Source organism: Pseudotabrizicola sp., assembly GCF_030656345.1.
GTDB lineage: Bacteria > Pseudomonadota > Alphaproteobacteria > Rhodobacterales > Rhodobacteraceae > Pseudotabrizicola.
This window is the reverse complement of sequence record NZ_JAUSNR010000010.1, coordinates 181201-193136: the sequence shown is the minus strand read 5'-3', so window position 1 is coordinate 193136 and position 11936 is coordinate 181201. Positions and strand designations below refer to the sequence as shown.

Annotated in this window: 16 protein-coding genes; 11 read left to right on the top strand and 5 right to left on the bottom strand. The window is 63.3% G+C overall.

Going from position 1 to position 11936, the window contains the following annotated elements:
• Window positions 1-97: 97 nt before the first annotated feature.
• From Q7J44_RS04645 to Q7J44_RS04615, 7 genes are read left to right on the top strand one after another with little or no spacing between them, the layout of a single operon-like run.
• Window positions 98-382 (top strand): STAS domain-containing protein, encoded by a 285-nt coding sequence (locus tag Q7J44_RS04645; protein ID WP_304877470.1) that lies wholly within the window; start codon window positions 98-100, stop codon window positions 380-382.
• Complete coding sequence (locus Q7J44_RS04640; protein WP_304877467.1) at window positions 379-747, top strand: response regulator; 369 nt, start codon at window positions 379-381, stop codon at window positions 745-747. The genes Q7J44_RS04645 and Q7J44_RS04640 overlap by 4 nt, the downstream gene beginning before the upstream one ends.
• A 7-nt stretch (window positions 748-754) precedes the next feature.
• Window positions 755-2881: a chemotaxis protein CheA gene (locus Q7J44_RS04635; protein WP_304877465.1), complete on the top strand. Its 2127-nt coding sequence runs from the start codon at window positions 755-757 to the stop codon at window positions 2879-2881.
• 4 nt (window positions 2882-2885) lie between these two features.
• A complete protein-coding gene (locus Q7J44_RS04630) occupies window positions 2886-3353 on the top strand; it encodes a chemotaxis protein CheW (protein WP_304877462.1) in 468 nt (155 codons plus the stop codon).
• 16 nt (window positions 3354-3369) lie between these two features.
• The gene (locus tag Q7J44_RS04625; RefSeq protein ID WP_304877461.1) at window positions 3370-4203 is read left to right on the top strand and encodes a protein-glutamate O-methyltransferase CheR; all 834 of its coding nucleotides are present in this window, start codon (window positions 3370-3372) and stop codon (window positions 4201-4203) included.
• Window positions 4204-4239: 36 nt separating this feature from the next.
• On the top strand, window positions 4240-4623 hold the full coding sequence (locus tag Q7J44_RS04620) for a response regulator (RefSeq protein ID WP_304877459.1): 384 nt from the start codon (window positions 4240-4242) through the stop codon (window positions 4621-4623).
• Window positions 4623-5027, top strand: coding sequence for a hypothetical protein (locus Q7J44_RS04615; RefSeq protein ID WP_304877457.1), 405 nt, complete (start codon window positions 4623-4625; stop codon window positions 5025-5027). Before Q7J44_RS04620 ends, Q7J44_RS04615 begins: the two co-directional genes overlap by 1 nt.
• Window positions 5028-5065: 38 nt before the next feature.
• On the opposite strand, the gene Q7J44_RS04610 is transcribed toward Q7J44_RS04615, so the two are convergent.
• The 3 genes from Q7J44_RS04610 to Q7J44_RS04600 form a co-directional block, all read right to left on the bottom strand.
• Window positions 5066-5581 (bottom strand): chemotaxis protein CheD, encoded by a 516-nt coding sequence (locus Q7J44_RS04610; protein ID WP_304877454.1) that lies wholly within the window; start codon window positions 5579-5581, stop codon window positions 5066-5068.
• A complete protein-coding gene (locus Q7J44_RS04605; protein WP_304877451.1) occupies window positions 5581-6219 on the bottom strand; it encodes a CheB methylesterase domain-containing protein in 639 nt (212 codons plus the stop codon). Before Q7J44_RS04605 ends, Q7J44_RS04610 begins: the two co-directional genes overlap by 1 nt.
• A gap of 379 nt (window positions 6220-6598) precedes the next feature.
• Window positions 6599-7822: an acyl-CoA dehydrogenase gene (locus tag Q7J44_RS04600; RefSeq protein ID WP_304877448.1), complete on the bottom strand. Its 1224-nt coding sequence runs from the start codon at window positions 7820-7822 to the stop codon at window positions 6599-6601.
• Between the two features lie 189 nt (window positions 7823-8011).
• Between Q7J44_RS04600 and Q7J44_RS04595 the strand changes: the two genes are divergently transcribed.
• The 3 genes from Q7J44_RS04595 (at window position 8012) to Q7J44_RS04585 (ending at window position 10551) form a co-directional block, all read left to right on the top strand.
• Window positions 8012-8896, top strand: a complete 885-nt coding sequence (locus tag Q7J44_RS04595; RefSeq protein WP_304877445.1) for a LysR family transcriptional regulator — start codon at window positions 8012-8014, stop codon at window positions 8894-8896.
• A 114-nt stretch (window positions 8897-9010) separates the two neighbouring features.
• Window positions 9011-9922 (top strand): ring-cleaving dioxygenase, encoded by a 912-nt coding sequence (locus tag Q7J44_RS04590; RefSeq protein ID WP_304877443.1) that lies wholly within the window; start codon window positions 9011-9013, stop codon window positions 9920-9922.
• Complete coding sequence (locus Q7J44_RS04585) at window positions 9919-10551, top strand: alpha/beta hydrolase (protein ID WP_304877440.1); 633 nt, start codon at window positions 9919-9921, stop codon at window positions 10549-10551. Before Q7J44_RS04590 ends, Q7J44_RS04585 begins: the two co-directional genes overlap by 4 nt.
• 19 nt (window positions 10552-10570) lie before the next feature.
• Here Q7J44_RS04585 and hemP read toward each other — a convergent pair whose 3' ends face one another.
• Both hemP and Q7J44_RS04575 read right to left on the bottom strand, forming a co-directional pair.
• Window positions 10571-10711, bottom strand: a complete 141-nt coding sequence (gene hemP, locus Q7J44_RS04580; RefSeq protein ID WP_370692963.1) for a hemin uptake protein HemP — start codon at window positions 10709-10711, stop codon at window positions 10571-10573.
• 14 nt (window positions 10712-10725) lie between these two features.
• Complete coding sequence (locus tag Q7J44_RS04575; protein WP_304877436.1) at window positions 10726-10857, bottom strand: hypothetical protein; 132 nt, start codon at window positions 10855-10857, stop codon at window positions 10726-10728.
• 192 nt (window positions 10858-11049) lie between these two features.
• On the opposite strand from Q7J44_RS04575, the gene cysE reads away from it, so the two are divergent.
• Window positions 11050-11853, top strand: coding sequence for a serine O-acetyltransferase (gene cysE, locus Q7J44_RS04570; protein ID WP_304877433.1), 804 nt, complete (start codon window positions 11050-11052; stop codon window positions 11851-11853).
• Window positions 11854-11936 lie beyond the last annotated feature (83 nt).

The following is an 11936-nucleotide window of genomic DNA, read 5'->3' as shown; positions in this document are numbered from 1 at the left end:
GCGCAGGTAAACCGATCCTTTAGTCTTTGGGCGCTACCTCTGGGTTTGCAGAGGGATGCAGCCGCCCCTCTTTCGCGGGGCAGAGGGTCAGGGAAAGATGCGCACGATCGAACTTGTCGCAAGGGTTACGCCGGATTCGGCACAGGCGCTGTGGTACGACCTCGAAAGCAGGTCCGAAGCGGTGGGGGCCAAACCCGATATCACCATTGATGCCTCGGCCGTCCGGCATCTGAGTGCGGCCGCCGTGCAGGTGCTGCTTGTCGCCCGACAGCGCGCCGCGCGGGATGGCGGTGTTCTTACCCTAACAGCGGCTTCACCCGAATGCCGCGACTCTTTGCGTGTCATGGGCGCGCTTTCCCTGATCACGGAGGATATGGCATGAGCCTGCGCATTCTTGCGATTGATGACTCTCTCACCATGCGCGAGATGCTGCGGCAAACCCTGACGGAGGCCGGTTTTGACGTGGTGCTGGCGGAAGACGGCATTGATGGGCTGAACCAGTTGCCGGATGTCGCGCCCGATCTGATCCTGACAGATCTGAACATGCCCAATATGGACGGGTTCGGTCTGATCGAGGCGGTGCGCAAGGGCGATATCGCCCCACGCGTGCCGATCCTGGTGCTGACCACGGAAAGCGCGACAACGCTGAAAGAGCGCGCCCGTCAGGCCGGTGCAACCGGCTGGATCACCAAGCCATTTGACGAGCAGTCGCTGGTATCAACGATCCGCCGCGTCGCGGCTGTGTGAGGGTAAAATGGCGGGTGCAATTGATCTGAAGGATATCTTCTTTGTCGAGGCGGAAGAATTGCTTTCCGCCCTTGAAGAGGGGTTGCGCGCCATTCAGACCGGCGCCCAGGAGGCGGACACCGTCAACGCGGTGTTCCGGGCGGTGCATTCGATCAAGGGCGGGGCCGGGGCCTTTGACCTCAAGCCGCTGGTGAATTTTGCGCATCGGTTCGAAACCGTGCTCGATGCCCTGCGTGGCGGTCAGTTGCAGCCGGAACCTGCCCTGCTGGGGGCCTTGCTGCATGCCAGCGACCATCTGGCCGATATGATCGGGGCGTCCCGCAAGGGAACAGAAACCGATCCCGAGCAGGATCAGCGCATTATTCTGGCGCTGGAAGCGCAGGCGGGCATGGGCGGCCACAAAGAGGAAGAGGCCTTTGTTTTTGAGCCCCTTGCGCTGGATGGTCCGTTTGCGATGGATCTGTCGGCCCTGCCGCTGACCAGCCTGCTGCGCAAGGTCACAGTGCGGTTCCGCCCGCATTCCGGGGCCTTTGCCTCGGGCCATGATCCGGCCCTTTTGCTGCGCGATCTGTGCAGCACCGATGAGGTTGAGGTCGATCTGGATGAAACCGCCTTGCCCGCGCCGGGCGGCTTTGACCCCGGCCAATCCTATCTGGGCTGGACGGTGACCTTGCACACCGAACGGTCCGACAGACAGATCCTGTCAGTCTTCGATTTTATCGAAGGCAATTGTGATCTGAGCCTTGAAGCAGAGGCGGACGCGCTGCCGGACGCCGCCGCGCCAGAGCCTGCACCGGCCCCCGCCCCCGTTGCGGCGGTGGCCGAACCGGCGAAAGCGCCGCCAACGCCGGTTGCCGCAGCAAAGCCGCCGGACCCGCCGCCGGCGGTCGCCGTGCAGACCGGATCTGCCGCACAAAGCCCCTCAACCGGGCCACGGCCGACCATCCGCGTCGACATTGACCGCGTCGACCGGCTGGTCGATATTCTGGGCGAGCTGGTGATCCATCAGGCCATGCTGACGGAAGCCATCGAACAATCCCCCGGCTTCGGCTCTGTCGAAGTGGACCGCAGCCTGGATCAGCTGCGCCAACTGTCGCGCCAGATTCAGGAATCGGTCATGGCGATCCGCGCCCAGCCGGTAAAGCCACTGTTTGACCGGATGCACCGGATCGTGCGCGAAGCATCGATGGCAGCCGGAAAATCCGCGCGCCTGGTGACCGAAGGCGAAAACACCGAAGTTGACAAGACGATCATCGAACGGCTGGCCGATCCACTGACCCATATGATCCGCAATTCTGTCGATCACGGTCTGGAAAAGCCCAGCCGCCGGGATGAAATCGGCAAGCCGACCGAAGGCGTGGTCAAACTGTCTGCCGCGCACAGGTCCGGGCGGATTGTCATTACGGTGCAGGATGATGGCGCGGGCATTGACCGCGACAAGGTGCGCCAGATCGCCATAGATAAGGGGCTGGTCCCGCCCAATGCCGAACTCTCGCCGCAAGAGATTGATGCCCTGCTGTTCCTTCCCGGTTTTTCGACCGCGACCGAAGTGTCTGCCCTGTCCGGGCGCGGGGTCGGCATGGATGTGGTCCGGTCCGAGATTGCCGGTCTTGGCGGGCGGGTGGCAATTGCATCGGTCCGCGGCCAGGGCACCACATTGACCATCAGCCTGCCGCTGACGCTTGCCGTGCTGGATGGCATGGTGTTCGAAGCCGCCGGGCAAACATTGGTGTTGCCGGTCTCGACCATCATCGAAACCCTGCGCCCCGACCTGTCGATGCGCCACAATCTGGGCAAATCCGACTCTGTCCTTGACGTGCGCGGCCGCTGCCTGCCGCTGATCGATGTCGGTGCCGCCCTTGGCTTTCGCAGCATGCTCAAACCGGGCGAAGGGGAGATTGTCGTTGTGGTTGAACGCGGGGACGACGGGGCGATTGCCTTGATGGTCGATGGCATCCGCGATCAACGGCAGGTGGTGATCAAAGGACTGGAGGCCAATTATGGCCAGATCCCCGGCATCGCGGCGGCCACTGTTCTTGGCGACGGGTCTGTCGCCCTGATCCTTGACCCGGCCGATCTTGCGGCCATCGGCCCGAATGCGTCGCGTCCCAACGTTTTCCTAGCAGCGGAATAAGATCATGCGCTCATCCGGTTTCGCCACCGATCCCGATATCAGAGAACTGGTTGCCTTTCGGACCGCCGGGCAGGATTTCTGTATCGACATCCTGTCCGTCCGTGAGATCCGCGGGTGGAGCCGCCCGGCCTTGCTGCCACACGCGCCAAGCTATGTGCAGGGCGTGATCAACCTGCGCGGGGCGGTGGTGCCGATCCTTGATCTGGCGCGCCGGCTTGGACTGGAGCCGATTGAGGACAAGGACCGCAATGTCATCATCGTCGCCGCGATTCAGAACAGGATCGTCGGTCTGCTGGTCGAGGCGGTGACGGATATTCTGGGTGTCCCCGCCTCCGGCATTCAGCCAACGCCCGATCTGGCGTCGGAAGCGACACGCAGCATGCTGCGCGGCGTGGTGGTGCAGGACAGCCGGTTGATCCGGCTGCTGGATGTCGCGCAGCTGCTGCCCCCGAGCGATGACGCGGCGGCCTGAGGGGATGGGCACCGCGTTGCATTCTGACGCAGATATTCAACTGGGGGATCAGGATTTTTCCCGCATTGCCCAGATTGTGCATGGGCTTGCCGGCATTGTTCTGGCCGATGCAAAGCGCCCTTTGGTCCATTCGCGTCTGATAAAGCGCTTGCGTGCCCTGAACCTGCCGGATTTCGCCACCTATGCCGATTTTATCTCTGCCGATGGCAATGAGGCGGAACGTCAGGCGCTGATTTCGGCTGTGACCACCAATGTCACCTCGTTCTTCCGCGAGCATCATCATTTTGAGTCGCTGAGCTCCACCATTCTGCCGCCGCTGATTGCCAAGGCAAAGTCTGGCGCGCGGGTGCGGATCTGGTCCGCTGGCTGTTCCAGCGGTGAAGAGCCTTACAGCATCGCGGCAACGGTCCTTGCGGCCTGTCCGGAGGTGCAAAACTATGATGTGCGCATTCTGGCCACAGATATTGACCAGGCGATGATCGAGAAAACCCGGCGCGCGGTGTATGGCAGCGAGTCTGCACAGGGTCTGTCAGCAGATCAGTCGCGTCGCCTGTTTGACCATCCCATCACCGGGGACGAGGTGCGCGTCAGTGAACGGGTGCGCCGGCTTGTCTACTGTAATTCATTGAATTTACAAGATAAATGGCCAATAAAGGGGCCGTTTCAGGTCATCTTTTGCCGCAATGTTGTGATCTACTTCAACAAGGCAACACAGGAACGGCTGTGGCAGCGCTTTGCTGATCTGCTGGCGCCCGGGGGGTACCTGATGATCGGGCATTCCGAACGCATCACCGGTCCCGCCCTGTCGGAGTTCACGACCGATGGCATGACAACGTATCGCCGCCGCTGAACAGCGGCACTGAATTGACCTGACAAGGGGGCTGAAATGAAGCGGGAAGATCTGAAAGTGATGGTGGTTGATGACACGGCAGTCAGCCGCGGTCTGATTACGCAAGCGCTGGACTGGATGCAGCTGGAGGGGTATCGCACCTGCGCTGACGGGGATGAAGCGTTGCGCTCTTTGGTGCAAAAGCCGGTTCATCTGGTCATTTCCGATTATCACATGCCGGGGCTGGACGGCTTGGGCTTGCTGGAGGGCATCCGGCGCACCCGGGGGCTAGAGCGGCTTGGCTTTATTCTGGTGACCGGCCGGGCCGATGCCACGGTCGTGGCCAAGGGCCGTGCGCTTGGGATGAACAATATGATCACAAAACCCTTCACCCGTGAGGGGATGCGGGATTGCATCGAAAAGGTTGTGGGCCCGCTTTGATGTCTGACCGTACTGGCATTGCGCCAGAGATCAATCCGGTCTTTGTCGGTGAGAGCCCTGCGTTGAGCGGTCGGCTCGCGGTGCTGCGCAGTGGAAAGCATCTGCTGCGCATCACGCAAAATCTGCGGGAGGTCGAAGCTGTCATGCTGGGGATTGACCGGCAGGATGGCGCTGCTCTGGCCGATCTGAACAGTTTGAGCAGGTCGCGCCTGCAGTCTCTGGATCTGATGATCCAGGAGCTGACAGGTTTGTCCGATATCCTGATCGGGCTGGCGTCACGCCTGCCGGACGACCCTGATCCCCATATCGATGTGCTGGTGGAGCTTCCGCGCCTGCAAAGCCTGACTCAGGCCTTGCGCGACAAGCAGCAGCCGGCGGTCCAGCCCCAGATTGTCCTGTTCTGACCGTCTGACAGCCGGCATCCACCTATGGATGCCGGTTTTCAGAACAGCACGATTTCGGTGCGTGGCGGCGGTGCGACCACCACTTCCTTCACCGCAGTGGTCGGCATCTTCATCTGCTGAACCTGACCCGAAACCGGCCAGACCCGGATCTTGCGCCCGTGATCGCCACCCAGACTGCCGCCGAGGTAGCGGATGCCTTCACGCCGCAGGAATTCTTCGGCAAAGCGCCCGTTGGCAGCGCCGATATCGGTCAGGCCGGGGACCATACGCCCGCCGCCGAACAGCTTGCCTTCAAGCCGGTCCCGCCGTGCGCCGCTGCTGATCAGGCTGTTGATCAGCAATTCCATGGCATTCAGCCCGTATTTCATCGCATTGCGGTCATTCGGGTCATTTCCGGGCAATAGAAAATGGTTCAACCCGCCCACACCCGCCACCGGATCGCGCAGAAACGCGGCGACACAGGACCCCAGAATGGTGGACAGTACATCCTGCGGATCGGACGAGATGATATACTCGCCCTGAATCACAATTCGAAGCCGTTCGCCGCTTTGCATCAGCTGATCCGCCTGTCTGAAATCTGTGGGCCGGCCAGCCGCAGCAAGGCGGCGGCGATGGACGAAAGCGGCAGAATCTGATCGGCCGCCCCAAGGTCGCGCGCGGCACCCGGCATTCCGTAAACGACAGAGCTTGCCTGATCCTGCGCAATGGTATGCCCCCCGGCCAGACGGATCTGCAGCAGACCTTCTGCGCCGTCGCGTCCCATTCCGGTCAGCAAGGCGGCGACCGGGGCGGGGCGCAGCCGGGCGGCGGACAAAAACAGCGGGTCGACCGCCGGGCGGTGGCCATGTACCGGCGGGGCCTCTGTCAGCCGGATCGACAGGACAGGGTTGGCGACAAGACACAGATGCAGGCTGCCCGCCGGCGCGACGTGAACCTGCCCCGGACGCAGCAGCTGCCGGTCCTGCGCCTGAACCACCTCGGCAGCGCAGACCCGGTTCAGCCCGGCGACAAATCCTTCGACATAGCCGGGGCGCATATGCTGCACCACAAGCGTGGGGGGGCAATCCGCGGGGAAACTTGCAAGCAAGGTATACAGCGCTTCGACGCCGCCGGTGGATGCGCCGATGACAATGATGCGGCCCGGGCCGTCGAGGGCCGCGGCCTCTGCGGTTTTCAGCCGGTCAGGTGGCATGGATGGCGCTTCGGGAACGGTTGCCTGTTGCGCAAAGAAAACCCGGACAGCGGCGAAAGCCCTTTGCCTTCATCTTGACAAAAATACTCATATTCCCGGCCTTGCCAGACCCGACGCGGGGGCGGGGCGCAGAGCGCAGGCCAACGGTCACATCAGGCCGTCCAACACCCCGTTTGCGGTTCTGCGCAAGCCAGCCTGACAGGTTTGTCCGCGTCATCCGTCCCCTCCGCACCGAGCCACCCTGCATGGCCGGGCGTGCACATCTTTTGTCGGTACAGGATGCGCCGGGGTCTCTTAAGCTTCGGCTAACGTCGAAACTTCTATTGATTTTGCGGTCGCAGACGCCGAAGAACGGCGGCCGCGATCTGTGTGGCCGGGGTCAGAAAAACGCCTGCAATCCGGTGATGGCGCGGCCCAGGATCAGGGCATGCACGTCATGGGTGCCTTCATAGGTGTTTACCGTTTCTAGGTTCACCATATGGCGCATGATCTGATAATCTTCCTGAATGCCATTGCCGCCATGCATGTCACGTGCCCAGCGGGCGGCATCGAGCGCCTTGCCGCAATTGTTGCGCTTGATGATCGAAATCATCTCGGGCGCGGCGTTGGCCTGATCCATCAGCCGACCCACCTGCAGACAGCCCTGCAGGCCAAGGCTGATCTCGGTCATCATATTGGCCAGCTTCAGCTGGAACAGCTGGGTCTGCGCCAGCGGCTTGCCGAACTGCTTGCGGTCCAGCCCATAGTTACGGGCGGCGTGCATACAGAACTCGGCCGACCCCATCACCCCCCAGGCAATGCCATAGCGCGCCCGGTTGAGACAGCCGAACGGGCCTTTCAGCCCTTCGACATGCGGCAGCAGGGCGTCTTCGCCGACCTCAACATCCTTCAACACGATCTCACCGGTGATGCTGGCCCGCAGGGACAGCTTGCCGCCGATCTTCGGCGCCGACAGCCCCTTCGTGCCCTTGTCCAGCACAAAGCCCTTGATCTTGCCGCCATGCGCCTCAGACTTGGCCCAGACCACAAACACATCGGCGATCGGCGCGTTCGAGATCCACATCTTGGCCCCGTTGAGCACGTAGCCATTGGCGGTTTTCTTCGCCACGGTCTTCATGCCCGCAGGGTCAGACCCGGCATCGGGTTCGGTCAGGCCAAAGCAGCCGATCCATGCGCCGGAAGCCAGTTTTGGCAGGTATTTCTGCCGCTGGGCTTCGGTGCCATAGGCGTAGATCGGATACATCACCAGCGACGATTGCACGCTCATCATGCTGCGATAGCCGGAATCCACCCGCTCCACCTCGCGCGCGACCAGACCATAGGCGACGTAAGACGCGCCCAGCCCGCCGTATTCTTCCGGCACGGTCACGCCCAGCAGGCCCATTTCGCCCATCTCGCGGAAGATCTCAGGGTCGGTCGATTCCTCGCGGTAGGCTTGGATGACGCGTGGCTGCAGCTTTTCCTGTGCGTAAGCCCGGGCGGCATCGCGCAACATGCGCTCTTCCTCGGTCAGCTGGTCGTTGAGGCGGAAAGGATCTTCCCAATCGAAACGGCCCAGATCGGGGGCATCTTTGGCTTTCAGCTTCGGGGTATCAAGGCTCATGGCATCCTCCGGTTCGGATCAGTGTGGCATGGGTTGCGGCGGGACGAAAGGTATCGCTTTGGCGCATGACAAGGTCGCTGGACACGCGGACCCTGTAGTGGCCTGCAGTGACCGCGCGGCCTGCCGGTTATTGCCCGGAAGGCCGGGGGATGCTATCGAAACCAAGTCACTGGTTCATGAGGAAAATGCATGATTGGCCCGCGCCGCTTGTTGCCATCGATGCCTGCCCTGATGGCGCTGGAGGCGGTGGACCGGCTTGGCACCGCATCCGCGGCGGCGGCAGAGCTGTCGCTGACCCAAGGCGCGGTCAGCCGGGCGTTGCAGGGGCTGGAGGGGCAGTTGGGCGTAGCACTGTTCATCCGCGAACGGCAGCGGCTGCGGCTAACACCGGCGGCGCAGGACTACGTGCGCCATGTGCGGGTGCATCTGACGGCGCTGTCACAGGCATCGTTGCGGCTGCGCGCCAATCCGGGCGGCGGCGGGTTGTCGCTGGCGATCCTGCCCGCATTCGGGGTGCAATGGCTGGCCCCGCGCCTGCCGGATTTTGCGCGGCGGCATCCCGGGGTGACGGTCAACCTGTCGACCCGGTTGCGGACCTTTGATTTTGCGACGGAAGGCTTTGACGCCGCCATCCACTTCGGGCGGGCCGACTGGCCGGGGGCCGAGCATCTGCTGCTGCTGGAAGAGGTCGTGCTGCCGGTCTGCGCGCCCGGGGTCTTGGCGGAACCTGTCGCGGAGGTTGAGGCGTTGCTGGCCCTGCCGCTGCTGCAACTGGAAAGCCGTCCCGGGGCCTGGGGCCGCTATCTGGCGCAGCAAGGCGTGCCGGGGCAGCGCCCGGTGGGGATGGTGTTTGACCAGTTCGCCACCATGACGCAGGCGGCAATCCATGGCATGGGGGTTGCGCTGTTGCCGCTGTTCCTGATCGGGGACGCGTTGCACGATGGCAGACTGGTGCCGGCATGGCCCGCGCAGGGGCACGGTCTGGGCAGCTATTATCTGGTCTGGCCGCGCGATGTGCCACAGCGCCCGCCGCTGATTGCCTTTCGCGAGTGGATTGCGGGTCAGGTCGCCTGACCTCCCTTTTTTGTGCGACAGCGCACAGAATCCGTGTTGAAATCGGCCTTATCTGCGGGTGGTTTGCAGCTAACTTAGCTCCAAAGCCCCGCTCCGGGGCGACAGGAGGGCAAAATGACCACCATTCCAGGACTTCACCATGTCACCGCCATTTCTGGCGCACCGCAACCCAATGTCGATTTCTTCACCGAAACGCTGGGCCAGAGGCTGGTCAAGAAAACCGTGAACTTCGATGATCCCGGCACCTACCATCTGTATTACGGCGATGCGGCTGGCAGCCCCGGCACGATCCTGACCTTCTTTCCCTTTGCCGATTCCGGTCCGGGGCGGGCGGGGCCGGGCATGGCTTCGGCCTATGCCTATGCCATTCCGACGGCAGACTTCGACCGGATCACCGACGATCTTGCGGTGGCAGGCCATACCACCGCAGGTGCGGGCCTGCGCTTTGGCGAGCGGGTCGTCACGCTGCGCGACCCAGACGGCGCGCCGGTGGAGCTGATCGAAAGCACCGAGGCCACCGATACGCATGGCTTTCATTCCGTCACCCTGTGGGTACGTGATCCGGAGCGCACGCTGCGTCTGCTGAGCGATGTGTTCGGCTACCAGCTCACGGGCAGCGAGCAGGACGGCGCCACCGAGCGCCACCGGCTGGTCGTGCCGGGGGCCGGGCGCGGGCGGATCGTGGATGTGATCCGGGTCGAGGGCGCGCAGGCCGGCAGGCAGGGGGCGGGCACCATCCATCACGTGGCTTTTCGCGCCCGCGATGATGCGGATCAACTGGAGTGGATGGAGCGGCTGGCAAGTGCCGGCCACCGGACGACCCCTGTGACCGACCGGCAGTATTTCAACGCGATCTATTTCCGCGAACCGGGCGGGGTGCTGTTCGAGATTGCCACTGACCCGCCGGGCTTTGCGATTGATGAAGCCGCCGACCGTCTGGGTCAGGCGCTGAAGCTGCCGCCGCAATATGAACCGATGCGCGCGCGGATCGAGCGGGTGCTGCCGCCGCTGCGGGTGCGGTCGTGATCGCGCATCTGCCCACAGGTGCTGCGCAGGGGCTGGTGATGCTGCACGGGCGCGGCGGGTCGGCGGGTGACATCCTGTCGCTGCTGGACCACGCGGCTTTGCCCGATGTGGCAGCAGTCGCACCGCAAGCGCCGGGAAACAGTTGGTGGCCCAGCAGTTTTCTGGCCCCCGCCGCACAGATGGAGCCCTTTGTGCAGCGCGGACTGGCCGAGGTGGCGGCAGCTGTGGCCCGGCTGGAACAGGCGGGCCTTGCGCGCGGGTCGATCTGGCTTTGTGGCTTCAGCCAGGGGGCCTGTCTGGCGCTGGAGGCCTTTGCCCGCGAAGGGCAGGGGCTGGCAGGCGTGTTCGCGTTTTCCGGCGGGCTGGTCGGGCTGGCGGATCAGGGCGCGCCTGATCCGGCGCTGTATGGCCATGCGGGAAAACGGCTGGACTATCGCGGGCAACGCGGCGGGCGGGTCTGGATGTCTGTCCATCAGCGCGATCCGCATATCCCATTGACGCGGGTTGAGGACAGCGCCGCTGCCCTGCGCGGCATGGGGGCAGCGGTGGACATGCGGGTCTATCCGGGGGCAGGGCACGGCGTGATGCGCGATGACATTGCAGCCCTGCGCCGCTATCTGAACGGATAGGGGGGCCAGACGGCCCCCTTCATTTTGTCAGGATCAGTTTGCCCTGCCGGGTGATGCGCAGCGAATAGACCATGCCATTCAGCAGGATGCGCGCCTCGCGCCCGCCTTCGGTCAGCGCGGTGGCGTCGTGCAGCGGAATCGCGGCGGCAAGCTGGCTCATATCGGTCAGGGCGTTCATGCGCGGCCCTCCAGACGATCAAGCATCGCACCCAGCAGATCATTGGGCGCAAAACCGGCCAGCGACTGGCGCAGAAGTTCAGAGAAATCCGGCACAACCGGCACGGTACGGGCGGGGTGAGCTGTCATGATGTGGGTTCCTTCGGACAGGGATCAATCTTTGCGATCATGGTCTTGGCTGGCCCGTCCGGACTGGCTGTAGGAATACCTTACAAAAATACTTTGGAATGTAAAGCCTCATCCTCAGGTTTTTACAGACGGGCTGTTGAACCGGCGCGCAACCTGCTACATTTCAGACCGACACTGCGAAAGGATCGTGCCATGGCCGAGCGCAAACTGAAACTGTCGCCCCTCGATCCGGTCTGGAACCGGGTCTGTGACGAGGCAGAGACGGCGATCAAGGATGATCCGCTGCTTGGCGGGCTGATCCATTCGTCGCTTTTGCATCATCCGACAATGGAACAGGCGCTCGCCTACCGCTTTTCGTTCAAGCTGGCCTCGCCGGAAATGGGCGAGCAGATCTTGCGCGAAATCGCCGATCAGGCCTACCGCGAAGACCCCGATCTGGGGGCGGCGGCGCGTGCCGACCTGATGGCGGTGTTCGACCGCGACCCGGCCTGCCACCGCTATCTGCAGCCGATCCTGTTCTTCAAGGGCTATCAGGCGGTGCAGGCCTACCGGGTCGGCCACTGGCTCTGGACCCATGGGCGGCGCGATCTGGCCTATTTTGTGCAGATGCGGGTGAGCGAGGTGTTTGGCGTCGATATCCACCCGGCGGCCAAGGTCGGGCGTGGCATCATGATCGACCATGCCCATTCCATCGTGATCGGTGAAACGGCTGTGGTGGGCGACAATGTCTCGATGCTGCATTCGGTCACCCTGGGCGGCACGGGCAAGGAAGACGGCGACCGTCACCCCAAGATCGGCGATGGAGTGCTGATCGGGGCCGGGGCCAAGGTGCTGGGCAATATCAGCATCGGCCATTGCTCGCGCATCGCCGCCGGGTCGGTGGTGTTGCAGGATGTGCCGCCGTGCAAAACTGTGGCCGGTGTACCCGCGCGTGTGGTGGGCGAGGCGGGGTGCTCGAACCCGTCGATCACCATGGATCAAGTGATCAGCGGCTAAAGCCGGACCTGCCTATGCTCTGCCGCCCGTGCGCGGATGACGCTGTTGCTATTGAGTATTTAGATCAAGATGAAGCCCGGGGC

Bases quoted from the DNA above. Each gene is read 5' to 3' on its own strand.
- Q7J44_RS04645 (WP_304877470.1), top strand. From the start codon at position 98: ATGCGCACGATCGAACTTGTCGCAAGGGTTACGCCGGATTCGGCACAG.
- Q7J44_RS04640 (WP_304877467.1), top strand. From the start codon at position 379: ATGAGCCTGCGCATTCTTGCGATTGATGACTCTCTCACCATGCGCGAG.
- hemP (WP_370692963.1), bottom strand. From the start codon at position 10,711: ATGAGCCAGCTTGCCGCCGCGATTCCGCTGCACGACGCCACCGCGCTG.
- Q7J44_RS04600 (WP_304877448.1), bottom strand. From the start codon at position 7,822: ATGAGCCTTGATACCCCGAAGCTGAAAGCCAAAGATGCCCCCGATCTG.
- Q7J44_RS04630 (WP_304877462.1), top strand. From the start codon at position 2,886: ATGCGCTCATCCGGTTTCGCCACCGATCCCGATATCAGAGAACTGGTT.
- cysE (WP_304877433.1), top strand. From the start codon at position 11,050: ATGGCCGAGCGCAAACTGAAACTGTCGCCCCTCGATCCGGTCTGGAAC.
- Q7J44_RS04575 (WP_304877436.1), bottom strand. From the start codon at position 10,857: ATGACAGCTCACCCCGCCCGTACCGTGCCGGTTGTGCCGGATTTCTCT.
- Q7J44_RS04620 (WP_304877459.1), top strand. From the start codon at position 4,240: ATGAAGCGGGAAGATCTGAAAGTGATGGTGGTTGATGACACGGCAGTC.
- Q7J44_RS04605 (WP_304877451.1), bottom strand. From the start codon at position 6,219: ATGCCACCTGACCGGCTGAAAACCGCAGAGGCCGCGGCCCTCGACGGC.
- Q7J44_RS04615 (WP_304877457.1), top strand. From the start codon at position 4,623: ATGTCTGACCGTACTGGCATTGCGCCAGAGATCAATCCGGTCTTTGTC.
- Q7J44_RS04590 (WP_304877443.1), top strand. From the start codon at position 9,011: ATGACCACCATTCCAGGACTTCACCATGTCACCGCCATTTCTGGCGCA.
- Q7J44_RS04610 (WP_304877454.1), bottom strand. From the start codon at position 5,581: ATGCAAAGCGGCGAACGGCTTCGAATTGTGATTCAGGGCGAGTATATC.
- Q7J44_RS04595 (WP_304877445.1), top strand. From the start codon at position 8,012: ATGATTGGCCCGCGCCGCTTGTTGCCATCGATGCCTGCCCTGATGGCG.
- Q7J44_RS04635 (WP_304877465.1), top strand. From the start codon at position 755: ATGGCGGGTGCAATTGATCTGAAGGATATCTTCTTTGTCGAGGCGGAA.